26 protein-coding genes and 1 tRNA gene are annotated in these 24,336 nt (G+C 68.2%); 14 read left to right on the forward strand and 13 right to left on the reverse strand.

The annotated features are described in order from the left end of the window. Nucleotides 1-316: 316 nt before the first annotated feature. From FKV23_RS01795 to FKV23_RS01810, 4 genes are all read right to left on the reverse strand, one after another. Nucleotides 317-1,945 carry an MFS transporter gene (locus FKV23_RS01795; RefSeq protein ID WP_244244069.1) on the reverse strand — a complete coding sequence of 543 codons (1,629 nt, stop codon included), beginning with the start codon at nucleotides 1,943-1,945 and terminating at the stop codon, nucleotides 317-319. Nucleotides 1,946-1,964: 19 nt separating this feature from the next. Then, entirely contained in the window at nucleotides 1,965-2,222 is a 258-nt protein-coding gene (locus FKV23_RS01800; RefSeq protein ID WP_141622318.1) for a DUF3297 family protein, read from the reverse strand. A 69-nt stretch (nucleotides 2,223-2,291) separates the two neighbouring features. After that, nucleotides 2,292-3,572 carry a CynX/NimT family MFS transporter gene (locus tag FKV23_RS01805; protein ID WP_244244070.1) on the reverse strand — a complete coding sequence of 427 codons (1,281 nt, stop codon included), beginning with the start codon at nucleotides 3,570-3,572 and terminating at the stop codon, nucleotides 2,292-2,294. After that, nucleotides 3,569-3,853 (reverse strand): DUF4031 domain-containing protein, encoded by a 285-nt coding sequence (locus FKV23_RS01810; protein WP_141624988.1) that lies wholly within the window; start codon nucleotides 3,851-3,853, stop codon nucleotides 3,569-3,571. Before FKV23_RS01810 ends, FKV23_RS01805 begins: the two co-directional genes overlap by 4 nt. Before the next feature lie 295 nt (nucleotides 3,854-4,148). Between FKV23_RS01810 and FKV23_RS01815 the strand changes: the two genes are divergently transcribed. Further along, nucleotides 4,149-4,358 (forward strand): cold-shock protein, encoded by a 210-nt coding sequence (locus tag FKV23_RS01815; protein ID WP_141622319.1) that lies wholly within the window; start codon nucleotides 4,149-4,151, stop codon nucleotides 4,356-4,358. A gap of 227 nt (nucleotides 4,359-4,585) precedes the next feature. Further along, entirely contained in the window at nucleotides 4,586-5,248 is a 663-nt protein-coding gene (locus tag FKV23_RS01820) for a DsbA family oxidoreductase (protein WP_141622320.1), read from the forward strand. A 9-nt stretch (nucleotides 5,249-5,257) separates the two neighbouring features. Here the strand turns inward: FKV23_RS01820 and FKV23_RS01825 are convergent, their stop codons facing one another. From FKV23_RS01825 to FKV23_RS17640, 5 genes are all read right to left on the reverse strand, one after another. After that, complete coding sequence (locus FKV23_RS01825; RefSeq protein WP_407067638.1) at nucleotides 5,258-5,644, reverse strand: DUF3247 family protein; 387 nt, start codon at nucleotides 5,642-5,644, stop codon at nucleotides 5,258-5,260. A 346-nt stretch (nucleotides 5,645-5,990) separates the two neighbouring features. Beyond that, nucleotides 5,991-7,217, reverse strand: coding sequence for an RtcB family protein (locus FKV23_RS01830; protein WP_141622321.1), 1,227 nt, complete (start codon nucleotides 7,215-7,217; stop codon nucleotides 5,991-5,993). A gap of 67 nt (nucleotides 7,218-7,284) precedes the next feature. Next, nucleotides 7,285-8,409 (reverse strand): slipin family protein, encoded by a 1,125-nt coding sequence (locus FKV23_RS01835; RefSeq protein ID WP_167284891.1) that lies wholly within the window; start codon nucleotides 8,407-8,409, stop codon nucleotides 7,285-7,287. A 692-nt stretch (nucleotides 8,410-9,101) separates the two neighbouring features. After that, a tRNA-OTHER gene (locus FKV23_RS01845) sits at nucleotides 9,102-9,170 on the reverse strand. A 396-nt stretch (nucleotides 9,171-9,566) separates the two neighbouring features. After that, on the reverse strand, nucleotides 9,567-9,698 hold the full coding sequence (locus FKV23_RS17640; RefSeq protein WP_279633025.1) for a hypothetical protein: 132 nt from the start codon (nucleotides 9,696-9,698) through the stop codon (nucleotides 9,567-9,569). A gap of 278 nt (nucleotides 9,699-9,976) precedes the next feature. Between FKV23_RS17640 and FKV23_RS01850 the strand changes: the two genes are divergently transcribed. From FKV23_RS01850 to FKV23_RS01880, 7 genes are all read left to right on the forward strand, one after another. After that, on the forward strand, nucleotides 9,977-10,477 hold the full coding sequence (locus FKV23_RS01850; protein ID WP_167284892.1) for an RNA polymerase sigma factor: 501 nt from the start codon (nucleotides 9,977-9,979) through the stop codon (nucleotides 10,475-10,477). Between the two features lie 251 nt (nucleotides 10,478-10,728). Further along, nucleotides 10,729-10,965 carry a RebB family R body protein gene (locus tag FKV23_RS01855; RefSeq protein ID WP_141622324.1) on the forward strand — a complete coding sequence of 79 codons (237 nt, stop codon included), beginning with the start codon at nucleotides 10,729-10,731 and terminating at the stop codon, nucleotides 10,963-10,965. Nucleotides 10,966-11,038: 73 nt separating this feature from the next. Further along, nucleotides 11,039-11,701 (forward strand): hypothetical protein, encoded by a 663-nt coding sequence (locus tag FKV23_RS01860; RefSeq protein WP_141622325.1) that lies wholly within the window; start codon nucleotides 11,039-11,041, stop codon nucleotides 11,699-11,701. Between the two features lie 55 nt (nucleotides 11,702-11,756). Further along, the gene (locus FKV23_RS01865) at nucleotides 11,757-12,335 is read left to right on the forward strand and encodes a hypothetical protein (protein WP_141622326.1); all 579 of its coding nucleotides are present in this window, start codon (nucleotides 11,757-11,759) and stop codon (nucleotides 12,333-12,335) included. Between the two features lie 191 nt (nucleotides 12,336-12,526). Continuing rightward, nucleotides 12,527-12,850, forward strand: a complete 324-nt coding sequence (locus FKV23_RS01870; protein WP_141622327.1) for a RebB family R body protein — start codon at nucleotides 12,527-12,529, stop codon at nucleotides 12,848-12,850. An 83-nt stretch (nucleotides 12,851-12,933) separates the two neighbouring features. Next, nucleotides 12,934-13,278, forward strand: coding sequence for a RebB family R body protein (locus FKV23_RS01875; protein ID WP_141622328.1), 345 nt, complete (start codon nucleotides 12,934-12,936; stop codon nucleotides 13,276-13,278). Nucleotides 13,279-13,737: 459 nt separating this feature from the next. Next, nucleotides 13,738-14,400, forward strand: coding sequence for a Crp/Fnr family transcriptional regulator (locus FKV23_RS01880; RefSeq protein WP_167284893.1), 663 nt, complete (start codon nucleotides 13,738-13,740; stop codon nucleotides 14,398-14,400). Between the two features lie 15 nt (nucleotides 14,401-14,415). On the opposite strand, the gene FKV23_RS01885 is transcribed toward FKV23_RS01880, so the two are convergent. Beyond that, nucleotides 14,416-15,009 (reverse strand): arylesterase, encoded by a 594-nt coding sequence (locus FKV23_RS01885; protein ID WP_141622330.1) that lies wholly within the window; start codon nucleotides 15,007-15,009, stop codon nucleotides 14,416-14,418. Between the two features lie 235 nt (nucleotides 15,010-15,244). Here FKV23_RS01885 and FKV23_RS01890 point away from each other — a divergent pair, with 235 nt between their 5' ends. Both FKV23_RS01890 and FKV23_RS01895 read left to right on the forward strand, forming a co-directional pair. Further along, a complete protein-coding gene (locus tag FKV23_RS01890) occupies nucleotides 15,245-16,054 on the forward strand; it encodes an ABC transporter ATP-binding protein (protein ID WP_141622331.1) in 810 nt (269 codons plus the stop codon). After that, nucleotides 16,051-18,558, forward strand: coding sequence for an ABC transporter permease (locus FKV23_RS01895; protein ID WP_141622332.1), 2,508 nt, complete (start codon nucleotides 16,051-16,053; stop codon nucleotides 18,556-18,558). The genes FKV23_RS01890 and FKV23_RS01895 overlap by 4 nt, the downstream gene beginning before the upstream one ends. 86 nt (nucleotides 18,559-18,644) lie before the next feature. Here the strand turns inward: FKV23_RS01895 and FKV23_RS01900 are convergent, their stop codons facing one another. From FKV23_RS01900 to FKV23_RS01910, 3 genes are all read right to left on the reverse strand, one after another. Next, nucleotides 18,645-19,451: a transporter gene (locus tag FKV23_RS01900; protein WP_141622333.1), complete on the reverse strand. Its 807-nt coding sequence runs from the start codon at nucleotides 19,449-19,451 to the stop codon at nucleotides 18,645-18,647. A gap of 99 nt (nucleotides 19,452-19,550) precedes the next feature. Further along, nucleotides 19,551-20,282, reverse strand: coding sequence for a hypothetical protein (locus FKV23_RS01905; protein WP_141622334.1), 732 nt, complete (start codon nucleotides 20,280-20,282; stop codon nucleotides 19,551-19,553). 94 nt (nucleotides 20,283-20,376) lie between these two features. Then, nucleotides 20,377-21,702, reverse strand: coding sequence for a S8 family serine peptidase (locus FKV23_RS01910; RefSeq protein WP_141622335.1), 1,326 nt, complete (start codon nucleotides 21,700-21,702; stop codon nucleotides 20,377-20,379). 196 nt (nucleotides 21,703-21,898) lie between these two features. On the opposite strand from FKV23_RS01910, the gene FKV23_RS01915 reads away from it, so the two are divergent. The 3 genes from FKV23_RS01915 (at nucleotide 21,899) to FKV23_RS01925 (ending at nucleotide 24,303) form a co-directional block, all read left to right on the forward strand. Next, complete coding sequence (locus FKV23_RS01915) at nucleotides 21,899-22,381, forward strand: RNA polymerase sigma factor (protein ID WP_244244071.1); 483 nt, start codon at nucleotides 21,899-21,901, stop codon at nucleotides 22,379-22,381. Beyond that, complete coding sequence (locus FKV23_RS01920) at nucleotides 22,381-23,139, forward strand: hypothetical protein (RefSeq protein WP_141622337.1); 759 nt, start codon at nucleotides 22,381-22,383, stop codon at nucleotides 23,137-23,139. Before FKV23_RS01915 ends, FKV23_RS01920 begins: the two co-directional genes overlap by 1 nt. Nucleotides 23,140-23,217: 78 nt before the next feature. Further along, the gene (locus FKV23_RS01925; RefSeq protein WP_141622338.1) at nucleotides 23,218-24,303 is read left to right on the forward strand and encodes a class I SAM-dependent methyltransferase; all 1,086 of its coding nucleotides are present in this window, start codon (nucleotides 23,218-23,220) and stop codon (nucleotides 24,301-24,303) included. Nucleotides 24,304-24,336: the final 33 nt, after the last annotated feature.

Here is a 24,336-nt window from a genome sequence, read left to right on the forward strand (position 1 = left end):
GGCGCCTCCTCCTTGATTTCGCACCCAAGGGCCTTCGCCCCCGGCGTTTGGACATGACCGGTGGTTCCAGAAGCGGAATCCCGCGGGACCGGCTTCGCATTCCAGCGTGGCCGCGCGACCCGACGTGGCCTGCCGGCCTTGACGGCGAAATCAAGGAGGAGGCCGGCGCCACGGGCGGCGGCCGGGGGACATTCGCCGTCAAGGCCGGCAGGTCGCGTCGGGACAGCCAGGTAGCGGGAGAACCGGCGATCGAACCCATGCGGTGGCGTCCCAACGCGGACCACCAAAGCCGAGCTCTTCACAGGCGTCACGGACGCTAGTCGGCAAACGCCGCCTCGATCTCCTCCAGCCGTCGCCCGCGCGTTTCCACCCCGGCACGCAACAGCATCACCCCCGACACCGCCATCGGCACCGCCACCAGCAATGCCGACAGCGCGAACAGGCCGAAGAAACCGGCCACCCCGAGCAACGCGCCGATGATCCCGCCGGCCTTGGAACTGGCCGCGACCACGCCCGAACCGGTGCCGCGCAGCCGCACCGGATAGATCTCCGACGCGTAGGGCACCAGCATCGCGATCACCCCGCTCAGGCTGACCAGCAGCGCGGCGGTTGCCAGCGTCAGTGCAGTCGCCGAGCGCACACCGGCCATGCCCATCGCGAAGAAGGCCAGCAGCGCCAACGTACTCAACATCACGAACAGCACCAGCGCACGCAGGCTGCTCCAGCGGTGGTAGAGCCAGATCACCAGCGCGATCCCGGGCATCGCCCACAATGCCGAACGTGCGATCAGGCTGCTGGCGCGCGCACCGTCCAGGCCCTCGCTTTCAAAGCCCATGCCGACCAGGTTGACCGGCAGGAACAGCAGGAAGCCGAAGTTGGCCACGCCCCAGGCCAGGCCGCAGGTCACCAGCGCGCGGGTGATCGGCGCATGCGACCCGCGCAGCAACTGGCGGCTGGTCGAGACCGGGTGGCCTTCATCGATCACCGGTGGGCCGGGGTGGTCTGGATCGTCGGCTTCGAGCCGGCGCGAGAAACGCTGCAGCACCTTGCGTGCCTGGTCCGGCAGGCCGACGCTGGACAGGAAGCGGGGTGATTCGGGGATCCAGCGATTGAGCAGCAGCACCAGCGCGCCGGTCGGCAGCCCCAGCAGCCACAGCACCCGCCAGCTCATCAGCGGCTCCAGCACGGCGGCCGCGCCGGCCGCGACCAGGTAGCCGACCGAGGTGCCGATCCCGCCCAGCGCCACCAGCAACCAGCCGCGGTGCGCGGCGGGGATGGTCTCGGCCATCAGGGTGAACACGATTGGCAGCATGCCGCCGGCCGACAGCCCCATCAGAAAGCACATCAGCAGGTTCCAGCCGAAGGTCGGCATCGCCCCGCAGATCGCGGTGCCGATGAACATCAGCGCCGACAGCAGGATCGCCGCGCGGCGGCCGAACAGGTCGGCGATCCGCCCCCACGCGATCGAGCCGATGGCGGTGCCGGTCAGCGCGACCAGCGGCAGCAGGCCGGCGGTTTCGGTGCCAATGCGGTATTCGTCGCGCATGCCGGGCAGCACGAAGCCGAGCGTGGCCGGCTTCATCACGTCGACTACCAGTGCAACCGCCAGCACGACGACAAGGGTCCAGTGCTCGCGGTTGAGCGGCACGCCGTCGGCGACATGGAAGTTGACCCCGCCTCCCGCGCCCCGCATGGCCAGGCGCATCTGTGCCAGCCGCGGCATCAGCCCGTAGCAAGCCAGCAGCAGGCCCATCGGGATCGCCGCCATGCCCAGCCACATCTCCGTCGACATCGGCATGCCGACCATCAGCCAGCCGGTATGCCGGCCCATCAGGAACATCGGCGCGTGCGCGAACACGCCGGCGACGATCAGCGCGCAGCCGGCCCAGAACGCGAGCGGGTGGTGGAAGGACACGCCACGCATGAACGGCCGGTCGGCGCGCACGGTGGGCAGTCGTTCGGGATCAGTCTTCGCCGCCGCCTGCCGGCAGCAGGAACCAGGCCTCGACCGTACCCTTGAGCTTCATCGTGATCGGCTGGCCGCGGCGGTCGAGCGCCTTGCCGGCCGCCACCCGCACCCAGCCTTCGCTGATGCAGTACTCCTCGACATTGTGCCGCTCGATGCCGTTGAAGCGGATGCCGATGCCGCGTTCGAGCAGGGCCTCGTCATGGAACTTGCTGCGCGGGTCGTTGGAGAGGCGGTCGGGCGGGGTGTCGGACATGGGGCGTGGCGTATTGAGAACCGGTGCACAGGATAGCGCCCCCCGCGGCGCTTGCCAGCTGTCCTCCAGCTACCAGCTGTCTTCAAGCATTCGCGGCCGGCATGCCAGCCAGCCGCCGGTCGCCAGCATCAGCAGGCACAGACCGAGGAAGGCGAACGACAGGGTCCAGGCATGGCTCAGGTCATGCAGCCAGCCGAACGCGAGCGGGCCGATGCAGCTGAGGCTGTAGCCCAGCCCCTGGGTGAAGCCAGACAACGCCGCCGAGCCGCCCGGCGTGCGTGTTCGCAGGTTGATCAGCACCAGCGACAACGGAAACGTGCTGGGGCCGAGGCCGAGCAGGGCCACCCACAGCAGCGGCGCCGCCATCGGCGCCAGCCACAGGCCGAGGAAACTGGTGACGAAGCAGGCCAGGCAGGCCAGCACCACCGGGAACGGATTGGCCACGCGCACGGCAATCATCGGCATCACCAGCCCGGTCGCCAGACCCAGGGTCGAGAACAGCGCGACCATGTTGCCGCCGAACGCGGGGCTGGCGCCGGCATCGGCGAACAGGGTCGGCAGCCAGGTGAACATCGAATAGGTGACCAGCGAGGTCATGCCGAACATCAGCGCCAGGCCCCAGGCCACCGGTGAACGCCAGACCCGACCGCGGGCGGGGGGATGGGCCAGTTCCGGCGCCGCGTCGCCCGAGGCGACCGCGCGGTCGTGGGCCTCGGCCAGCATCCTGGCCCGCTGCGAACAGCCGGGCGTGGTGTGGGCACGCCGTTCCAGCCACAGCACCCCGATCCAGGGCAGCATTGCGGCCACCCCGACCAGCGACCAGGCCGCCAGCGACACCCGCCAGCCGGCGGCATCGGCCAGCGGCACCGCCGCCAGCGCCGGCAGGATCGTGCCCAGCTGGAGCAGGGTGATGTAGGCCGAACTGACCACGCCGACCCGGTCCGGGAAGTAGCGCTTGACCAGCGGCGGCAGCACCACGTTGCCGATGCCCATGCCCGACAGTGCCAGCGCCGAGGCGGCGAGCAGGGTCCAGGTACCGGGCGCGAGGCCGCGCAGGAACAGTCCGGCGCCGGCCATCAGCATCGCCAGCAGCACGGTGCGTTCGAGGCCGAGGCGGTGGGCGATGGCCGGGGTGGCGACGCCGAATGCGGCGAAGGCGGCGGTCGGCACCATCCCGAACACGCCGGTCATGGTGGTGCCGAAGCCCAGTCCCTCGCCGATCCGGTCCAGCAGCGGGGTCAGCGATGTGACCGCGGTGCGCAGGGTGAACGCGGACAGGGCGATGCCGGCCAGCACCAGCAGGCGGCCCCGCCATGGGGACCGGGGGAGGGCGGAAGAGGCAGTGTTCACTGGTGCTCGCCGCGGCCCTGGGCCTTGGCGACCCGGATCACGGCGCGGACCTGCTCGCGGTCGCGGTGGCGCGAAATCGCGACCGCACCCAGCTCCAACGCCCGTTCACGCAGTTCGGCCGGGACGTCGTAATGGGCGCCGCTGGTCTTGTTCTGGAACGCCCGGCGCGGGATGCCCAGGCGCTCGGCGAAGGCGTGCAGTTCATCCAGGGTGTCGGCCATCAGATGCGCCCAGCGACGGCCTCGCCAGAGAGTGACGGCATCGTCGACGTAGACGCTCATGCCGTGGAGTGAGGGGGCGGTCCATGTGGACATTGTCGCCTCTCCTGCCCGGGACCGGGCATGCGGCGTTTGGCGCATGCCGCCTGGAACATGAACGGATTCACACTGGAGATTGTGTCCGGGCCCGGATACGGCTACCGTAGCGGTTGCTGCGTTAGTCAAGGGTCACTCTGAATCGTGACCCGGTGTCGTCATCTTGTCGATCCACCGAATGTTTCGCCTCGTCTGCTCCTTGCGACCAGCTCCATCGCCGCCTCTCAGCGGCTTACACCATACGCTCAAGGAGCAATACAAAATGTCCAACCGCGAAACCGGTACCGTCAAGTGGTTCAACGATGCCAAGGGCTTCGGCTTCATCAGCCGTGAGAACGGCGACGACGTGTTCGTCCACTTCCGTTCGATCCAGGGCTCGGGCTTCAAGTCCCTGCAGGAAGGCCAGAAGGTCAGCTTCACCGTCGTCCAGGGCCAGAAGGGCCTGCAGGCCGACGCCGTCGAGGCGCTGTAAGCCACATAGTGTCGCCGCGTTGCCCGAGGGCAGCGCGCCCACACCGCGAAAGCCCGGCTCCGGCCGGGCTTTTTCGTTGTTCTTCCCCCGATCTTCGGAAATGGCGGCTTTCCCGCGGAGATACCCGCTCCTGGAAGAAGAACCCTTGTTCGTGCCCACTGTTGCGGGTGACCGGCAGCGTCCCCATCTTCCGGACGTGGCGCCGTGCCATTCCGTGGAGCACCCCCGTGTCCGAGCCCGTTTCCGTTCGCATCGACTTCGTTTCCGACGTGGCCTGCCCATGGTGCGCGGTCGGCCTGAATGCGCTTGAGCGTGCGATCGAGCGGGTCGGCGATGAAGTCGTGGTCGAGCTCCATTTCCAGCCGTTCGAACTCAATCCGCAGATGCCCCCGGAAGGCGAGGATGCCGACGAGCACCTGGCCGCCAAGTACGGCCTGACGCCGGAACAGCTGGAAAAGAACCGCGAGACGCTGCGTGAGCGCGGCGAGGCGGTCGGCTTCAGCTTTGGCCGGCGCACCCGCATCCACAACACATTCGATGCCCACCGCCTGCTGCACTGGGCCGGCGAGCAAGGCCCCGAAGCGCAACGCGCGCTCAAGCATGCGCTGCTGCGTGCCTACCAGGGTGAGGGTCGCGATGTTTCATCGCACGATGTGCTGGCGGAGGTGGCCGGCGAGGCCGGCCTTGACCTCGAGGCCGCGCGTGCCGTGCTCGCCTCCGATGCGCATGCCGATGATGTGCGCAGCCAGGAGCAGTTCTATGCCGGCCGCGGCATCCGCGCGGTGCCGTCGGTGATCTTCGACGACCAGCACCTGATCCAGGGCGGCCAGCCGGTCGAGGTGTTCGAGCAGGCGCTGCGGCAACTGGCCAGGTTCGCCCACACCGCCTGAGCGCTGCCGTCAGGCGTGCGGGAGCTGCCTGATCGCGGCGATCCGGTCGAGCCAGACGTCGTGGAAGCCGGCGGTTTCGGGTCTGTCCAGCGCGACATCCTCGATCCGTACCAGGCCGTTGAGGCCTTCGTCGCCAACGGCGTTCTGGAACACCTGCACCGTCGGCCGCGCGGCGACGGTCCCGAGCAACACGGAGCCGTCGTCCAGGGTCAGCTCCACGTGAGCATCGTTGGGCAGTTGGGGAATGAGCGCTTCCAGCTTCGCGATGTCGCCGGGTGCGGTGTAGATGTGTTCGGCGAACTTGCCCATGGCGGTTCCAGGCGAGACGGTGGCCTGCCGATGACCGTAACGCGAGGCGTGCAAGCCCGCGGTGAAGACCGGCCTGGCAGCGGGCATGAAAAAAGGTCTTCGCCCAAATGCAGGAGTCTCTGCGTGAAAGCCGGTGGCCATGGGTTTGCGGGACACGCCGTGAATACGTCCATGTAGGCTCATCCGAAACATCCATGTTTCGGAAGGTCCCACAAACCCATGGCCACCGGCTTCTGGACACCTTGCCGGTGCTTGGAACAATCACCCGAAGCGGCGACTCCTTCCGGAGACGCTATCCCCGGAAATGGGAGAAGAACCATGAAAAAGGCCGCCCCCGCAGGGGCGGCCGTCGCGTGTGCCGAATGGGGCCTGCATCACATGGGCCGGCTTCACGTGGGTCGGCTTCAAGCGAGCATGCTTCAAGCAAGCATGCTCAGCCCTTGATGCAGACCACTTGGCGCAGCGTGTGCACCACCTCGACCAGGTCGGTCTGCGCGGCCATGACCGCGTCGATCGACTTGTAGGCTGCCGGCGACTCGTCGATCACGCCGGCGTCCTTGCGGCACTCGACATGGGCGGTGGCCTCGCGGTGCTGCTTGAGGGTGATGCTGTTCCTCGCCGCGGTCCGGCTCATCACCCGGCCGGCGCCGTGGCTGCAGCTGTGGAAGCTGTCCGCGTTGCCCTTGCCACGCACGATGTAGCTGCGCGTGCCCATGCTGCCGGGGATGATGCCCAGCTCGCCCTCGCGGGCGCTGACCGCGCCCTTGCGGGTCACCAGCAGCGACTCGCCGCCGTGCTGCTCGCGCTGCACGTAGTTGTGGTGGCAGTTCACCGCCAGCTTCTCGAGCTGGAACTTCGGCAGGCGGTGGCGCATCTCGTGCAGCACCCGCTCCATCATCGCCTCGCGATTGGCACGGGCGTAGTCCTGCGCCCACGACACCGCTTCGACATAGTCGTCGAACAGCGGCTCGCCCTCGAGGAAGAACGCGAGGTCCTTGTCCGGCAGATGGAAGCCGAGCAAGCGCTTCTCCAGCTGGCGCCGGGCCAGTTCGATGAAATAGGTGCCGACCAGGTTGCCGGTGCCGCGCGAACCCGAGTGCAGCATCACCCACACCGCACCCGACTCGTCGAGGCAGATCTCGATGAAGTGGTTGCCACCCCCGAGGGTGCCGGCCTGCACGTCGATCCTGTCCGGGCGGATCTTCGGGTGCTTCTGGCGGATCAGCGCCAGCCGCTCGGCCAGGCCCGACTTCACCAGCCGCGTGTTGATGCTGTCCGGCACCCGACGGTGATTGCCGCCGGGACCATTGCCGACTGGTACGCTGCGCTCGATCGAGTTGCGCAGCTGCGACAGGCTGTCGGGCAGGTCGCTCGCGCGCAGGGTGGTGCGCACCGCGGCCATGCCGCAGCCGATGTCGACGCCGACCGCGGCCGGGATGATCGCGCCGCGGGTGGGCACGACCGAACCGACCGTCGCGCCCTTGCCCAGGTGCACGTCCGGCATGACCGCGACCCACGGGCCGACGAAGGGCAGCGCGGCGATGTTCTGCAACTGCCGGTGGGCCTGCGTCTCCAGCGGCACGCCGCGCACCCAGCCCTTGATCGGCGTGGCCGCGCCCTCGGCATGGAGGAACTCGTAGTTGTCGTGTTGTGTGTTCATTGTCTGATTCCCTTCTCGAAAGGCTCCGGGCAACGCGTCCATGCGCTACCCGGAGGTTACTGCTTCGTTACTGCTTCATCGTGACCAGCTGCTTCACGACGCCGTCGAGGCCGCCGAAGACGGTCATCGAACCGATCTTCTCGGTCACCTTCTCCAGAGCCTCCAGCTCCTTCAGGCGCATCAGCACCGGGCTGCCCTCGATCAGCTTCGCGGTGTTGAGCAGGGAACGGGTTGCGTTCGCCTCCTCGCGACGGCGGATCACGTTGGCCTGGGCCGACTTCTCCGCCTGCACGACGCTGTTGAGGATGTCCTTCATCTCGCCCGGCAGGATCACGTCCTTGACGCCGACGCCGAGCACCTCGGTGCCGAACTCGCCGACGCGACCGTGCACGTAGGCGAAGATGTCGGCGTCCAGCGAGGCCTTGTCGCCGAGCAGCTCGTCCAGCGTCTTGGCGGCGACCGCCTTGCGCAGGCCGTACTGCAGTTCGCGGTAGACGTAGTCGCCGTGCTTGGCGACGCGGGTCACGGCCGCGACCGGATCGGTGATGCGGATGCTGGCCGCCAGATTCACGCGCAGGCTGACCTTGTCGCGGGTCAGCAGCTCCTGGCCGGAGACCTCCATCGACTGCACGCGCAGATCGATGGTCTGGGCGACCACGTTCTTGCGGAAGTTCCAGAAGGCGTAGCTGCCGGCCTCGAGCACGCGCGCGAGCTTGCCGTCGATGAAGACCAGGCCGGCAAATTCCGCCGGCACCTCGACCGCCACCGCGACCCTGGACAACAGACCCAGCTGGCGCAGGCGCATCAGCACGTCGGCACGCAGCTCGAGGCCGTCGGCGAGCGACACGCGCTCCACCGCCACCTCGACCAGGCCACGCCAGTACAGCCGACGCATGCCCGGTGCGAGCACGTCCTCGAGCTTGCCGTTGCGCATGACCAGGCCGACTTCATCGGCCTCGAGATCTACGCGCACGAACACCTCGTCCAGGCGCTCGCCCAGGCGTGCGATCAGGGCGTCGACATCGTGCCCGGCGTACTCCGGCATGGCGATGTTGAACGTCTTCACTTCGATCCGCCCGAACGGGTCGAACCAGCGGTACACGCCCGCGGCCAGCACCTGCTCGAATTGACGGTTGCGATACACCAGGCCGCGCTCGCCGTCACCGATCACGACCCTCTTGGTCCAGAACATCGGAATGTCCTCCTTGTTGGCTCTGGTGTTCCGGTCCGCTTGAGTGCGGGGAACCGGTTGCCGCATGCTGTTTGTGAAACTCCGCATGTGCGAGGAGCAAGAAAAATGGTTCTTCTCCCAACTGCGGGTGTATCTGCGAGGAAGCAGGTGACCCTGCCTTTGCGGGACACGCGTAAATCCATCCATGGAGCTCTTCCGCGACATCCATGTCGCGGACGGTCCCGCAAAGGCAGGGTCACCTGCTTCTGGATGCGTTGCCGGCGTCCAGGGGAAAATCACTGAAGCTACGACCCCACTCCGCCGGCTAGCGGCTCCTTCCGAAATCGTTGTCCCCGAAAGTGGGAGAAGAACAAAAATGGTGGAAACACCCCTGACGTTGAAGCCGCGGAGTCGGCGCGCTGCCGGCAGCGGGCGACGAAGCTCGCTGCACCACGGCGATATGGCTGCCGCGATGCCGATGCGTCGCCGCCGGCCGCGTCGAGGGCGCGGGCCCGGCGATCTCACCGCTGCGGTGTTCCGTCGCACGCGACACCGATGGCGCCGCGCCTGGCGAAACCCCGCACGGGGTGTTTCCTGGCAGGGACTTGCGTCCCGGTAGTAACGACGTGACAGGTCGTTGTTTGGAGCGGGAATCGAACCCGCAACACTCGGATTAACAGTCCGATGCTCTACCCAATTGAGCTATCCAATTGCGAAACGAACGGGAATCGAACCCGTGTCCTGTGGCTTGCGCCACCGCTCTGCCTCTGAGCTATCGCTTCCGACGTGGAACACCCTCTCGTGGCCTCGGGCATACGCCACGGCAGCGCCGCGCGCACCGGCCGGGACTGTGAGCCCGTACCGCAGGAGATCACTCGAATGGCGCTCCGCATTGGCGCCTCGTCGAAGGCGCCAATTCGTGTGCGATCGCATCGTGTCGCCGCCCGTGCCGAAGCATCCAGGCACAGCGCTACAGCGCTTCACGGCATTCCCTGCCTCGTCGCGGCCTGCATTGACGGCAGCAACGGATGCTTCGGGAGGACGCGATGCAATCGCGATGATCGTTGTGGAGTGGATTGATCCTTTGCGAACGCGGAAAAGAAAACGCCCCCGGATCGGAGACCCGAGGGCGTTCGCGTTCCTCGGGAGGTCGGGGTGACCGACCTCCCGGTTGGAGATCAGTCGTGCAAGGCCAGCGCGTCGCGCCGCGGTTCGGCATGACCGCCGAAGTCCGGACGCATGGCCACGCCATTGCCGAGGCCGTGGGGCCGCAGCGCTGGTGACTTGGCGATGTACCGGATGGAAGTCATGGGAAAACAGGTCCTCGCGGGACGGAACTGAATTGGTCGGCTGACCGGAAGGCGGCGAACGATACGCCGTCGACACGCGGCATGCAAGCGCCTTTCGTCGGCGCCGAGCGGTTCGTGCGACCACGGGGATGTGTCACCCAGGTGACAGCGCGCACGACGTGGCCTGCGCAGACTCGGGACGGAAGACATGACACGGAGCGTTGTCGATGCAGAACCACTTGTCTCGAAACGATGCGCTGCGTCCCGAGGACCGCATGTTCGTAGCTGCATGGAAACGCATGCACCCCGAACTCCTCCGACGGGCGAGACGCCTGGCCGATGGCCATCCGGACAGGGCGGACGATCTGATGTCCGCCACCGCGATCAAGGCGTTGATGTTCATGCGCAGATCGCCGGATGCGATGACCGACCCGGACGGATTCCTGTTCGTCGTGCTCCGCCACGTGTTCCTCGACAATGTCCGCCAGCAGCTTCGAGAGCGCGCCGTCATCGACGACGCCGTCGATGTGCAGAGCGAGTACACACCCGCATCGGAGTCGCCTGCACTCTCGCAGATGCAGCGCCTGGAGCTGCAGGAGCAACTCGATGACGTGGTACGCGCGGTCCGTCACCTGACCCGAGAGCAGCGGCAGCTGTTCGGGTTCCGGTTCGTCCAGGAACTGTCGTATCCCGTTATCGCCGAGCGCCTGGAGATCAGCGAAGCCCTGGCGCGAAAGCGCGTGCAACTGCTACGGGCGCGGTTGCGCAGAAGCGCACCGGCCGGACGCGATGCGTCCTGAAGCGTTTCACCCCAGGCGCAGAGATGAGGTGCGCCAGCGCGACGTCGAGAAGGGCAGGCACATGAGTTGCGGCCATATCCCGCCCGGACGATGCGATCGGGATCCAGCTCCAGGATTCCCGCGTTCACAAGGTGCCGCAGCCGGCGTTCCTTTTGAGGCGGGGCCATCGCGCGGCCCGCCAGCCGGCCGCGCGATGGGCGTCCCGTCCCCGACCCAGCTCCCGACCCAGTTCCCGACACAAGGATTGCGCCATGGCCGACCCTCTTCCCGTCAACACCCAGATCACCGACGCCGTTACCCAGACCAACGTGAAAGTGGTGGCTGAGGCGCCGGCCCAGGCCATCGCGATGCTCTACCAGGTATCGAGTCATTCGACCGGACTGTCGCTGCAGAATGCCGTGCACAGCCAGCAGGCACTGAACCAGATATCCAACGCAGTGGTGTCGAAGGCCGCGACGCTGATCATGGCGATCGGAGAAAAGCCATGAGCCCGCTGCTTTGCATCATCGCTGCGAACGTCCGTGACGGCGGGTCCTTTCGGGCCGAAGGGAGGTAATCGCGATGGCATTCTGGTTCAAACGACGCAGGAAGCCCGGGTCGGGCGGTGACGGGACGGCCGGGGCGGATGCGGCCACCGCGTCGACGGTCGACGCGACGGAGGGTCCGACATCGCCCGGGAGCGGCGCGACGGGTGCCGGAAAGGACAATGCAAGCGAAGCGACTTCGAAGCCGTCGGCGAACCCGCCGCGCTCGACTTTTGGCCGGATGACCGACCGGCTGATGACGCAGTCGGTGGCGGCGCGGCCCGACACGTCCGCACTGAACACTCAGATCGTCCAGGCGGTGCAGTTGAGCAATGCCGAGACGGTCGCCTATGCGCCGTCGCAGGTCGCGATCGGGCCCAACATGATGATCAGTCAGGCGGCGGGACTGGTCGCGCAGTCCGCGGCGGCCTATTTCGACGGGGTCAGCAAGTTGGCTCTGGCCAGCCAGGGCGTGCTGCTCAAGGACATGACCGAAAGCCTGGTCAACCAGCAGCTGGAGAAGGCGGCCGAGGATGCGGTGGGCGTGCTCGCAACCGACGTGATGATGGGCGCGGCTGCCGCGGTGGCGGCCGCCGCGGGCGCGATGGAGGCGGAATCGGCGAGCTTCGCGATCGACCGGATCGATCAGAGCATCGCCAAGTACGCCGACTTGCTGGCGAACCGTCGTGGCAAGTCCTGACCACGACGGCGCCCGGCCACAGCCGGCAGAGGGGAATCGACCGGGAACGCCTCCAGTGGAGTCCGCAAGCGACCCGACGCGAGCCGCGATCCGGAGTTTCTCCGAGCGTTACCTCGCTCGCCCGTTGACCTCCGAAGAGTGCGATACGCTCGACCGGCTGGTGGTCGGAGGCATGCGCGCGACGCCAATGCCTGTTTCCGGCGCGGACCCGGTCGCCGTGGTTGCCGATGCGCTGAGATCCGGACAGCGGACGATCGAAGAAGTGCTCTCGCAGGTACGCGAAGAGGCGGCCCGGCAGATCGAGCGGGCGGGTTCCGGCGCCGACAGCGAAACCCACGCGCTGGCCCGCCTGCTGGAAAAGGCCGAGGACCTGGGGTCGTTGCGTCCCTCACACCTGCCTGCCGGCCAGGAAGCCGGTCGCAGCCATGTCGTGATCGCGCAGATCGCGGACCGCCTGGCCAACTTGGTGAAGCAGGAGGTCGAGACGCGCTTCCAGCTGCAGTTCGGCCCCCTCACACGGCAGCTCGAACAGGCACTCGCCGCATTGTCGAGAACACCTCCGGAGACGACGGGGACATCGCCGTCGTCGACATCGTCGGCCGGACAGACTGGACCGGCCGACGCGTCGTCATGATCGAGGTTCCGGGCCTCTTCGCGCGCTGCATCGATTCCGTTTCGCGAGATTCCTCTTCATGGAACTTCGTCTCGCAGAGTTCGACTTCGCGCATCCCTGTGTCACGGAACCAGGTTTCACAAATGGGCCCCCGCAACGTTTTCTGAAACGTACGGCAGTGGCCGTGCGCAACCTTCCAAGGAGTCGAAGCAATGGCATTCCCAACCGCGGTCAATGACCAGATCACCGATGCAGTCACCCAGTCCAACGTCAAGGTCGTGGGCGAATCCCCCGCATTCGCGATGAGTTCGATATACCAGACCATGGCGCACTCGACCGGAATCCTGTTCGAGAACGCCGTGTCCGCCCAGCAGCAGCAGAACACGCTGTCGCAGGCCGCCGCCAACCAGGGCGTGATGCAGATCTACAGCCTCGACACCACGGCGGCTGCCGGCGCCACCGAGAAGGTCGCCCAGACCGGCGTGGCGGACAATCTGACCAGTCTGCTCACCGTGCTCAACGCCTTCCGCGGATGAACGAAGGCCGGGCCCTGATGGGCCGGCTGTCTGCGTGAACATCATTCCCGTGGCCGACAAGGCCAGCTGCAAGGAGAAGTCAAATGGCATTTCCAACTTCCGTCAACAACCAGATCACCGATGCGGTGACCCAGTCCAATGTGAAGATCGTCGGCGAGGCGCCCGCCATGGCGATCGCGTCCATGTACCAGACGATGGCGCATTCGACCGGCATCCTGTTCGAGAATTCGGTCTCGGCCCAGCAGCAGCAGAACACGCTGTCGCAGGCCGCCACCAACCAGGGGGTGATGCAGGTCTACAGCGTCGACACCACCGCCGCGGCGGGCGCTTCCGAGAAGATCGCCCAGACCGGGGTCTCGGACAACCTGACCAGCCTGCTCTCGGTGCTGCAGTCGTTCTCCGGCCCCCAGCAGTCGAAGGGCCTGTAGTCGGAGGGCCTGCAAAGGCCAGCACCCAAGCTGCGCGATGCCGGGCCTTCCGGTATCGCGCGGCTTGTCGCGGAAGTGGCGGGTGACGGCTCGCGAGCGCGCGGGCCGTGCAAGGAAGAAAGGGGGAATGTATGTCGATGCAATACCGGACGATGGCATGGCGATGCGCGCACGCAGCGTCGGGGCAACACGAGCTGCCGTGTCGTTGCTGACACGTCCTGGGGAAGGGGACTATGGACACGATGACAGGGACACGTGCTCAGCCAGCGGGAATCGCGGGAGATCCGCGAAACACGGTCGAAGCAGATGGCGCACGAACGCGCGCGCGAACGGTTGGCGGGCACTTCCATGGGTTGTGATCGCAGCCGGCCGCAGGCGCCTGGCGCCGACGACGCGGAAGCAGCCCGCCGCCACCAGCTTGCGGCTTCCGCGTTCTTCCAAGGCGTTCCCGATTACATAGTGACGCACGTCGCGCGCTACGCGATCGAACGCCGGCTCAGGGATGGCGATGCCCTGTTCTTCAAGAACGACCCGTGCGAGTTCATGGGTGTCGTGGTGGCCGGGCATGTCTACAAGATCCTGTACGGACCGGAAGGACAGGAGCTGATCGTGGACAGCATCGAACCGGGCGAGAGCGTGGGCGAAACGGCGCTCCTGGACCGCGGTCGGCACAGCTTCACCGCGATCGCCTATGGCCCGGCGACCGTGCTGGTGCTGGCGCGGCGCCACTTCGCCGCGCTGGTGGCGGAGCCGGCGATGATCGAACGCGCCTATGCGGTGCTGTGCACCCGGCTGCGGCGCGCGGTGGACAGCCTTGAGACCATGTGCCTGCATCGCCTGGAGTCGCGGCTGGCGCGCCACCTGCTGAACCACATGCCTGATGCCCCCGCGGCGTCCCCGGACCGGTTCGTGGTGACGCTGCCCCCGACCCAGAGCATCCTGGCGGCGATGATCAACGCCAGTCGGCCGAAGCTCAATGCCCAGCTCCAGTGCTGGCATCGGACCGGTCTGATCAGCAGACGTCGCAACACGCTCAGGATCAACGATATCGACCTGTTCCGCTGCAAGGCTCAGCTGGGGCGCGGCTCCGCTTGCCTGCCGGCAAACGTCGACAGCGCCTGAGCCGGGCCCGGACCTTCAATCGAGCAATGGCTCAAGCGCGGTCCAGACGTGATCGCGCAGCCTGGGCTGCGCTGCCGCGACCGGATGCAGGTTGTCGTCCTGGAATGCATTGCGGTCGAGCGCGATGGGTTCGAGCAGGAACGGCAGCAGACTGATGCCGTGCGCCTTGGCGAGGGCGGCATAGTTGGCCGAGAAGCTTTCGGTATAGGCGCGGCCGAGGTTGGGCGGCATGCGCATGCCGATCAGCAGCACCCTTGCGCCGGAATCCTTCGACGCCTGGATCATGCGCTCGAGGTTGGCCCGGCTCTGCACCAGCGGCAGGCCGCGCAGGCCGTCGTTGGCACCAAGCTCGATCACCACCACGGCCGGGCGATGGCGGGCGAGTTCGCCTTCGATGCGCGATGCGCCACCAGCGGTGGTCTCGCCGCTGATGCTGGCGTTGACTACTTTCCAGCCCGGCCGGGTCCGCGCGATGCGGTCCGCGGTCAGCGCCACCCAGCCTTCGGCCGTGGCAAGGTTGTGCGCGGCCGACAGCGAGTCGCCCATCACCAGCACGGTCTTGTGCGCGGTGGCCGATGCAACCGCCGATGACTGCGCCAATGCCGGCATCGACAGCCATGCGGCAAGTGCCAGTAATGTGAGGCTTGCCCAACGAATGGCCCATTGCGATGGGACGGTTGGTGCCGCATATGGTGGAGACAGGTTTTCCATCAACGCTCTGTCCTCGCTTTGTCGTCATTCCGGTGAATGCCGGGATCCGCTTTCAGGTTCGGCAATGGGTCCCGGATTTCGCCGGGATGAGGGCTGTTACAGATGTCCCCTCGGGACGCGAACGGGAATCATCATGGCCGACGCCACCACACCACAAGCTGAAGTCCGCGCCACCGCCGTTCCGGCATCCGCATTCACGTCCACGCCCGTGCCCGCCCTGAAGGTGGCCGGACTGGGCAAGCACGTGCCGCTGCCCGGTGGCGATCTGACCATCCTCGCCGATGTCGGTTTCGAGGTCGCGGCCGGCGATACCGTCGCCATCGTTGGCGCCTCCGGTTCGGGCAAGAGCACCCTGCTTTCGCTGATGGCCGGACTGGACGTGCCCAGCACCGGCGAGGTGCGGCTCGACGGCGCGTCGCTGTCGACGCTGGACGAGGACGGCCGCGCCCGCGTGCGTGGCGAGAAGGTTGGTTTCGTGTTTCAGAGCTTCCAGCTGCTGCCTTCGCTGACCGCGCTGGAGAATGTGATGCTGCCGCTGGAGCTGCGCGGCGACCGCGAGGTCGAGGTACCGGCACGCGCGATCCTGGAGAAGGTCGGACTCGGCGAACGGCTTGGCCATTATCCGCGCCAGCTGTCGGGCGGCGAGCAGCAACGCGTGGCACTGGCGCGCGCGTTCGTGACCCGGCCGTCGCTGCTGTTCGCCGACGAGCCGACCGGCAATCTCGACACCCATACCGGCCAGGCGGTGATCGAGCTGTTGTTCGAACTCAATGCCGATGCCGGCACCACCCTGGTGCTGGTCACCCACGACAGTCACCTCGCCACCCGCTGTCGCCGCCAATTGCGACTCGACAGCGGGCGACTGGTCGGCGATGAACTGCATGCCGTTGAACAGCGTGCCGTTGAACGGCATGCCATTGAGCAGCAGGCGAGTGCGCCATGAGAACGGCGGGACTCGCTTGGCGGCAATTGCGGCGCGACCTGCGTGCCGGCGACGTGCGCATCCTGTTCACCGCACTGGTGCTGGCGGTGCTGGCGGTGACCGCGGTCGGCTTCGTCACCGACCGTGCCGAGCGCGCGCTGGAACAGCAGGCCAACCGCCTGCTCGGTGGCGATGCGCTGGTGCGTGCCGATACCCCGATCGACGGCGTGATCCGCGAAGCGGCCGTGCTGGAAGGCCTGGACAGCGCGGAGACGCTCGAACTCGACAGCATGGTCACCGTCGGCAATGGCGAGGACATGCGCCTGCAGTTGAGTGAACTGCAGGTGCTCGGCGACGGCTATCCCCTGCGAGGCGGCTTCACCGTCCGTGATGCGGATGGCATCGATCGCGACTTCGGAAGCGGCCCGGCGCCGGGCACGGTCTGGCTCAGCCGCGACGGCGCCGACCGCCTCGATGCGGGGCCAGGCGACATGCTCGGCATCGGCGACAGCCGGCTGCGCCTGGAAGGCGTGGTGGTGCAGGAGCCGGATGCGCAGATCGATTACTTCAACATTTCGCCGAAGGTGTACATGAACCTCGCCGACCTGCCCGACACAGGGCTGGTCCAGGAAGGCAGCCGGATCCGCTACCGGCTCGCGGTGGCCGGCGCGCCGCAGGCGGTGGATGCCTTCATCGCTGCCGTTGAACCGAAACTCGGTCGCGGCCAGCGCCTGCAGACGATCAAGGACGCCCGGCCGGAGGTCCGTTCCGCACTCGACCGTGGCAGCCGTTTCCTTGGCCTGGCAGCGCTGGTGTCGGTGGTGCTGGCGGCGGTGGCGGTGGCGATGGCCGCGCGCCGTCATAGCGAGCGCCACCTGTCCGGAAGCGCGGTGATGCGCTGCCTCGGCGCGCAACAGCGCACCCTGGTCGCGGTGCATGTCGGCGAACTGCTGATGCTCGGACTGGCCGCGTGCGCGGTCGGTGTGCTGGTTGCCTACGGATTGCAGTGGGCGGTGGCCGGCTGGTTGGCCAACGCGCTTGAGATAGAGATACCTTCGGCCGGCATCGCCCCGGTACTGCGCGGTTTCGCGGTGGGGTTGGTGGTACTGCTCGCATTCGGCGCGCCGCCGGTGCTGGCTTTGCGGCGGGTGTCGGCGTTGCGGGTGCTGCGGCGCGACCTCGACAAGGTCGAACCGGCGGCGTGGCTGGTCGCCGCTTCGGGCCTGCTCGGCCTGGCCGCACTGCTGTGGTGGCAGGCCGGTTCGGTCGCGCTGGCGCTGGCGATGCTGGTCGGCCTGCTCGCCACCTTCGCGGTGCTTGCAGCGCTGGCATGGGCACTGATCCTCCTCGTCCGACGCCTGCGCTCGCGGATGCGCGGCAGCCTGCGTTACGGGCTGGCCAATGCCGGTCGCCACGCCGGCACCAGCATCGCCCAGGTCACCGCACTCGGGCTTGGGCTGATGGCGCTGCTGCTGCTGACCTTCGTCCGCACCGACCTGCTCGACCGTTGGCAGCTCGCGCTCGCGGCCGAGGCGCCGAACCGCTTCATCATCAACGTGCAGCAGGATCAGCTCGATGCCGTGCGCGAATTCATCGCCGCGCAGGACGTGGCGCCGCCAACACTGTTCCCGCTGGTGCAGGCGCGGCTGGCCACCCACAACGGCCAGGCGGTGACTGGCGAGGATTACGCCGGGCGCGGTAGCCGCGCCGAGCGCATGGCCGAGCGCACCTTCAACCTGTCGGTCGCCGACACGTTGCGCGACGACAACAAGGTCACCGCCGGCACGTTCTGGAGCGGACCGGTGGATGCGCCCGAGCTGTCGGTGGAAGAAGGGTTTGCCGAAAACCTCGGCTGGACGATCGGCGACCGCGTCGGCTTCGATGTCGCCGGCCAGCCGTTCGAGGGCACCATCACCAGCCTGCGCAGCGTCGACTGGGAGAGCTTCCAGCCCAACTTCTTCGTGGTCGCCTCGCCGGGCGCGCTCGACGGCTACCCGGCCAGCCACATCACCGCGATCAGCGTGCCGCCGGAACGACCGCGTTTCACCGCCGAGCTGGTGCGCAGGTTCCCCAATCTGTCGGTGATCGATATCGATGCCGTGCTCGACCAGGTCCGCAGCACCGCCGACCAGGTCTCGACCGTGGTACGGGTGGTGTTCTATTTCTCGCTGGTGGCCGGGGTGCTGGTGTTGATGGCCGCGGTCAGTGCCAGCCAGGACGAGCGGCTGCAGGAAGGCGCGGTGATGCGCGCTCTGGGTGGCAGCCGTCGCCAGCTGCGGCTGGCGCAGGCATCGGAGTTCGCCGCGATCGGCCTGCTCGCCGGCCTGGTCGCCGCGCTCGCCGCCTCGCTGCTGTCCGGCGTGGTTGCGGTGCAGGTATTCGACCTGCCGTGGCGCCCGGACTGGGCGATGGCCGCGTTCGGCGGGGGCCTCGGCCTGCTCGCCGCGGTGGCCGCCGGCCTGTTCGCGACCCGCCGCGTACTCGACGCACCGCCGTCGGTGACGCTGCGCGAGTTGGACAATTGAGGGACGTGAGGTCTCCCGATGGCCGCTGCAAGAAAGCGCCGCGCCCCGGCGAGCAGGGCGCGGCGTGACGGTCCAGGAGTCGGCAGTCAGAACGAATGCAGGAAATTGGCGCCGACGCCCCAGTCCGGGCTGCCATCGGACAGGCCCTTGCTCAGGTAGACCTGGAACCGGCCGTCCTCGCCGGTCGGCGTGGAGAAGAAGCCGACCAGGTCGCTGCGGTCGTCGAAGCCGCTGGCGGCCGCCTCCTTGTAGTCGTACATCAGGCCGACCCGGCCCTGGCCGGTACGCCAGCCGAGGCCGATGTTGCCGCTGAGCACGCTGTCGACCTCGATGAAGTCCGATTCGCCGAGCCAGGTGTAGCCGACGCCGCCGAACAGCAGGGTGCCGCCGAAGTCGCGGTACAGGTCGACGGCGACGCCGTAGTCGTTGGCGCCGGTGCCCAGGCCCTTGTCCTCGTCGGCGGTCGCGATCTTGGCCTTGGCGGTCAGGTCGACGCCGAGCGCACTGCCGGTCGGCACCGCATACGTCGCCGACAGGGTGAGGTCGCCGATGCCGGACGCACTGCCGCGCTCGCTGGTGTCGTCGTCGGCCGGTGGACCGCCGATCAGGCCGCCGCGGCCACGTCCGACCGGGTTGAGGTTGTCGACCAGACCGACCGACGGCAGTACGTTCGGGTCGCCGTCCACGCGGATCCACGGCAGACTGGCTTTGAAGCTCCAGTCGCCGACGTCCACGCGCGTGGTGACCGGGATCGAGAGGATGTCGGTGGTGGTGTCGCTGCCGTAGTCGCCACTGCTGTAGTCGACGCCGATGCCGAGGCTGAAACCGTCGGCGGCCGCGGCCGGTGCGGCGAGCACGAGCAGGGTGAGAGGGAAAACGCTGGAACGGATCATAGGAGCTCGCCTTGTGATGAGGGTGGTCGTCCTGCAGATGTGGAAACGGTGGACGTCCTTCGACGCCCACCGGGATCGATCATCAGCGGATAGGCGGGTTCAGCGACCACCGCGCTGCGGACGCTCGGGGCGCTGCGGGCGCTCGGGCAGCAGCGGACGTTCGGGCAGCAACGGACGGGTCGGCAGTACCGGCTGGCCGACGCCTTCCGGACGGCCGGAGGTTTCGCCACGGGCGCCGGCGTCGATCCGTGCGTTGACGCGGGCATTGGCGGCAATGTCCTTGCCGGCCGCGGCCTGGGCGCGGGCGTCGAGCGAAGTGGCGGCACCGGCGTTGGCGCCCGCGCGGCCGGCGGAAGCCTCATCGGCGGTCTCCAGGCCGGCATCGGCGCGACCGACCGCACTGGCATCGGCGCGAACCGAGCCGCTGACCAGTTCGCCGAGGTTGAAGCCGAGCTCTTGGGCGATCTCGCCCCAGCCCATGCCATCGCTGCGCAGCCCCAACACGTCGGCGAGGGCGATGTCGAGGTCAGCGGCGGCACCGCTGTCGATCAACGCTTCGGCCATTGCCAGGGTCATGTTGATTTCGCCATAGCCCATCGCCGCCGCTGTTTCGCCACCCTCTCGCAGCGAGTGGACCAGGTCGGTCGCGGCCTCGGTCGAGCCGGCCAGTTCGGCGTAGCGGTCGGCGAGCTGCCCGGTGGGCACGGTTGCGTGGGCGACCGCCTCGATGTCGGTTTCGACGTCGACGCCGGCGTCCTGGGCCAGGGCCGCATGTGGCAGGGAGAAGAGGGCGGTAAGCAGCGCCGTGGTCAACAGGTGCTTGCGGGTCATGTCGGGGACTCCTTCGTGCCGCGGACCATCCGCAGCTCTCAGGAGGGATTACGCCCGGGGATGCGGGTTTCTTCCCGGATGGGTCAGTCCGCGTTCATCGCGGCGCACCGGCGCTGGCGAAGCCCGGCGCGGCCCCGACCAGGCCATGGCCGTAAGTGTTGTCGCGTCCGCGCGTGCCCAGGTCGCTGGCCTGTGCGGCCAGCACGGTGCGGACCCCGTCGCCGTGATCGGCATTGGCAACAGGCACGATCTGTGCGGCCAGGCGGGCAACCAGCGGTGCCGCGAACGAGGTGCCGCGGGCCACGTCCCAGCCGCCGCCCGGTATCGCCACCCGCAGCTCCGCGCCGGGAGCGGCGAAGTCGACCTGTGGCCCGCGACCGGCTTCCGGCAGCGCACGCAGGCGCGCATCGACCGCGGTCACGCCGATCACCTCGGGGTACGCGGCCGGGTACAGCGGCGGTGCGGCCGGACCGTCATTGCCGACTGCGGCGACCAGCACGTGGCCGCGTCCGCTCATTGCCTGCACCACACGTTCCAGCAGGCGGTTGTGCGGGCCGACCAGGCTCAGGTTGATCACGCCGACCCGCTCCCGCGCCAGCCAGGCCATCGCCTCGGCCAGCCCGGTTGCGGCGCCGCCGGTCGGTTGCCCGCAGTAGATGTCGGCCGCGAGCAGTGTCACGGGAGCGCGCGATCCATGGCCGGTGTCGCCGGCCAGCAGCGAGGCGACCGCGGTGCCGTGACGGTCGGGATGTTGTCTGCCGCCACAGCCCCAGGGCTGCAGTTCCACCCCGGCCAGCGCTGGATGGGCACCGTCGACGCCGCTGTCGACCAGGCCGACCCGGACGTGGCGACCGCCCGCAGTGCCCCCGGCCGACGAGACCGCCGCCGTCGGCAGGCTCGCGGTGGACGCCGAGCCGAGATAGAGATGGTTGTAGTCGTACTGGCCGTCCGGATCCAGGCGTTGCATCCGGCGCAATGCGGCGCGGGTGCCCACGCCCTCGCGTGCGCGCAGGACCACGATGCGCAGGCCGAGTTCGTCGAGTCCGCGCTCGCTGGCGACGGTGAAACCGGCGGCGCGTGCGCGCTGCAGCGCGTCGGCACTCGGGTCGATGGCGACGATCTCGCTGCGCACCACTGGCGCGCCGGCGCGGTCGGTGTCGATCGCGTCGCGGTGGTCGCGCACGAGGCGCTCGAGCTCGAGCCGGCGGGTGGCGGTCAACGCATTCGCAGCCACTTTGTCGAGTGCGGCCTGGGAGGCGGGCAGCGTCCGAAGGCGCTCGGCCGGCAGGCTGCGCAGTTGCGCCTGCAACGGCAGCGATTGCGGTCCCCGCTGCGCGGACGCCGCCGGAATCGCCAGCAGCGTCGATGCCGCCAGCGTCAATGCGGCCAGGAGCCTGATGGGATGTCGCCGGTTGCGCATGGAATCCGTGTCACGACCGTGGATGAGCGGGTACTCGCGGAGTGCCCATGGCGGGGGATGCTAGCATCCGCGCCCTTGCCTTCATGCCCGTTTGTCGATTGCGCGGGCATGCGTTCATGAAACCATTCACGGTTCATGGAAGAAATCGTGCACGTCGGACGTATATCCAATGACAGACATGGATTCCGCCCATCGCATGCAAGCTCACCTGTGCGAGTTGCTGCCGCGCCTGCGGCGGTTCGCGCGTGCCCTTGCCGGCGACCCGGATGATGCCGACGACCTGGTCCAGGTCGCGCTCGAACGCGCGCTGGCGCGTTGGGCGCAATGGCGCCCGGACGGGTCGCTGGATGCGTGGGTATTCGGCATCGTGCGCAATGCCTGGATCGACGAGTTGCGCGCACGCGGGCGTCGGCAGCAGGTGTTCGCGCCGGAGGAGGCGGGCGAACACGTCGGTACCTCGCCGGTCGATGGCCAGGTGGCGGCGATGTCGGTACAGGCCGCGATGTCGCGGCTGTCTCCGGAACAGCGTGAAGTGGTCGCGCTGGTGCTGGTGGAAGGACTGGCCTATCGCGAGGCGGCCACGGCGCTGGACGTGCCGATCGGAACCGTGACCAGCCGTCTGGCACGGGCACGTGAAGCCTTGCAGGACATGCTTGAAGGTTACGACCGGGGCAGGTGATGAAGATCGACGACGAAATGCTGATGGCCCATGCCGACGGCGAACTGGCTCCGGCCGATGCCGCTCGGGTCGAGGCGGCGATCGCGGCCGACCCCGCGCTGGCGGCGAAGGTGGAGCGGCATCGCGCGCTGCGATCACGACTGACGGCAGCGTTCGCCGACGTATCCGACGAGCCGGTGCCGGAGCGGCTGCTGGCCGCCGCGCGCGGCGAGGCTGCGATGGCCGGCGGCGTGGCCGACATCCGCGACGCCGCCGGCCGTCGCGAGGTGCGCATTCGACGGCAGTGGTCGTGGCCGCAATGGGGTGCGATGGCCGCGTCGCTGCTGCTCGGCATGCTGGTCGCGCAATGGTTCCATGCGCGCGATGATCGCGGCGGAAGCGGCGTGCTGATGGCGGATGCAGGCGGACAACTGCAGGCACACGGCCGTCTGGTCGAAGCGCTGGACGTCCGGCTGGCCAGCGCGCCGGGCGCGGATGACGACATCTCGATCGGCATCAGTTTCCGCGACACCGATGGCCGCTACTGCCGCAGCTTCGCGCTGCAGGGCGCACGGGTGCAGGCGGGCCTGGCCTGTCGGGATGACGCCGGCTGGCATGTCCCGGTGCTGGAGGAAACAGATGCCATGCCGACGGGCGAGTTGCGCCTGGCGTCGACCCCGCTGCCGGCCGCCGTACTGGCCGCTGTGGATGCACGTATTGACGGCGAACCGCTGGACGCCGAAGGCGAACGCGCCGCCCGCGCCGCCGGCTGGCGCTGACCGTGGCCGCCTCCCGGATGCGAGGGGGGTGGCGCAATCTACGGATAGAATGCGCGCACCTCCACGCTGTCCTTCCGCATGCGCGCCAATCCGCAGGACGATGCCGTCCAGACCCTGATGTTGCCGTTCGAATCCGGCCTGCTCGAGTGGCCGGAGGCCGGGGGTGCGCTGTTCCTGCGCGCGCGCGACGGCTGGCCGCTGCATCGGCGAGCATTGCCCGGGCTGGTCTGCGAGCAGAGCTTTCGCCCCGAGGCCGAGGCGTTGGAGCGTTCCGGACTTCAGGTGCAAACCGAAGCCGACGCGGCCGGCCACCGCTATCCCCTGGTAATGCTCTTGCCGCCGCGCCAGCGCGACGAATCGCGTGCACTGTTCGCGCGAGCGGTCGCTGCCTGCGCGCCGGGCGGCCGGGTGCTGGCCTGCGTGCCCAACAGCGAAGGTGCGCGTTCGGCCGAGGATGACCTGCGACGGCTGGTGGGCAAGGTCGCCGTGCACAGCAAGCACAAGTGCCGGGTGTTCTGGAGCGCGCCGCTGGAAGATCCGGCCGGGCACGCTCTGGTCGATCCGGCATTGGCCAATGAATGGGCGGCACTGGATGCGGTGCGCTCGGTGGCCGGAGGCCGTTTCCTGAGCCGGCCCGGCGTGTTTGCCTGGGACCGCATCGACGCGGCCTCGGCGCTGCTGGTCGAACATCTGCCGGCCGACCTGTCCGGTGCTGTGGCCGATCTCGGTGCCGGCTTCGGCTATCTGTCGGTCGAATTGCTGGCGCGTTGCCCAGGCGTCACCGCCCTCGACCTGTATGAGGCCGAGGCGCGTGCACTCGACCTCGCCCGTCGCAATCTCGACGGCGCCCGGGTTCCGGCCGGTTTCCACTGGCACGACGTAACCGCCGGCCTGTCGAAGGAATACGACGTGATCGTGATGAACCCGCCGTTCCATGCCCAGGGCCGCGGCGATCGGCCGGATATCGGTTGCCGCTTCATCCAGGTCGCGGCCGATGCGCTCAGGCCGGGTGGTCGTTTGTGGATGGTCGCCAACCGTCACCTGCCGTACGAGGACGTGCTCGATGCTGCTTTCGGCGAAGTGCGCGTGCATGCACAGCAGGGCGGCTTCAAGGTGGTGGAAGCCGTGAAAGCGGTGAAAGCACGCGCTGGGCGTAGCCGGTGATGGCCTCCGCCATGCCGGTCGACCCGGAGACGC

Source organism: Lysobacter alkalisoli (genome assembly GCF_006547045.1).
Taxonomy (GTDB): domain Bacteria; phylum Pseudomonadota; class Gammaproteobacteria; order Xanthomonadales; family Xanthomonadaceae; genus Marilutibacter; species Marilutibacter alkalisoli.

Bases quoted from the DNA above. Each gene is read 5' to 3' on its own strand.
- FKV23_RS01800 (WP_141622318.1), bottom strand. From the start codon at position 2,222: ATGTCCGACACCCCGCCCGACCGCCTCTCCAACGACCCGCGCAGCAAG.
- FKV23_RS01810 (WP_141624988.1), bottom strand. From the start codon at position 3,853: ATGAGCGTCTACGTCGACGATGCCGTCACTCTCTGGCGAGGCCGTCGC.
- FKV23_RS01815 (WP_141622319.1), top strand. From the start codon at position 4,149: ATGTCCAACCGCGAAACCGGTACCGTCAAGTGGTTCAACGATGCCAAG.
- FKV23_RS01825 (WP_407067638.1), bottom strand. From the start codon at position 5,644: ATGCCCGCTGCCAGGCCGGTCTTCACCGCGGGCTTGCACGCCTCGCGT.
- FKV23_RS01830 (WP_141622321.1), bottom strand. From the start codon at position 7,217: ATGAACACACAACACGACAACTACGAGTTCCTCCATGCCGAGGGCGCG.
- FKV23_RS01835 (WP_167284891.1), bottom strand. From the start codon at position 8,409: ATGTTCTGGACCAAGAGGGTCGTGATCGGTGACGGCGAGCGCGGCCTG.
- FKV23_RS17640 (WP_279633025.1), bottom strand. From the start codon at position 9,698: ATGACTTCCATCCGGTACATCGCCAAGTCACCAGCGCTGCGGCCCCAC.
- FKV23_RS01850 (WP_167284892.1), top strand. From the start codon at position 9,977: ATGCACCCCGAACTCCTCCGACGGGCGAGACGCCTGGCCGATGGCCAT.
- FKV23_RS01855 (WP_141622324.1), top strand. From the start codon at position 10,729: ATGGCCGACCCTCTTCCCGTCAACACCCAGATCACCGACGCCGTTACC.
- FKV23_RS01860 (WP_141622325.1), top strand. From the start codon at position 11,039: ATGGCATTCTGGTTCAAACGACGCAGGAAGCCCGGGTCGGGCGGTGAC.
- FKV23_RS01870 (WP_141622327.1), top strand. From the start codon at position 12,527: ATGGCATTCCCAACCGCGGTCAATGACCAGATCACCGATGCAGTCACC.
- FKV23_RS01875 (WP_141622328.1), top strand. From the start codon at position 12,934: ATGGCATTTCCAACTTCCGTCAACAACCAGATCACCGATGCGGTGACC.
- FKV23_RS01885 (WP_141622330.1), bottom strand. From the start codon at position 15,009: ATGCCGGCATTGGCGCAGTCATCGGCGGTTGCATCGGCCACCGCGCAC.
- FKV23_RS01890 (WP_141622331.1), top strand. From the start codon at position 15,245: ATGGCCGACGCCACCACACCACAAGCTGAAGTCCGCGCCACCGCCGTT.
- FKV23_RS01895 (WP_141622332.1), top strand. From the start codon at position 16,051: ATGAGAACGGCGGGACTCGCTTGGCGGCAATTGCGGCGCGACCTGCGT.
- FKV23_RS01900 (WP_141622333.1), bottom strand. From the start codon at position 19,451: ATGATCCGTTCCAGCGTTTTCCCTCTCACCCTGCTCGTGCTCGCCGCA.
- FKV23_RS01905 (WP_141622334.1), bottom strand. From the start codon at position 20,282: ATGACCCGCAAGCACCTGTTGACCACGGCGCTGCTTACCGCCCTCTTC.
- FKV23_RS01910 (WP_141622335.1), bottom strand. From the start codon at position 21,702: ATGCGCAACCGGCGACATCCCATCAGGCTCCTGGCCGCATTGACGCTG.
- FKV23_RS01915 (WP_244244071.1), top strand. From the start codon at position 21,899: ATGCAAGCTCACCTGTGCGAGTTGCTGCCGCGCCTGCGGCGGTTCGCG.
- FKV23_RS01920 (WP_141622337.1), top strand. From the start codon at position 22,381: ATGAAGATCGACGACGAAATGCTGATGGCCCATGCCGACGGCGAACTG.
- FKV23_RS01925 (WP_141622338.1), top strand. From the start codon at position 23,218: ATGCGCGCCAATCCGCAGGACGATGCCGTCCAGACCCTGATGTTGCCG.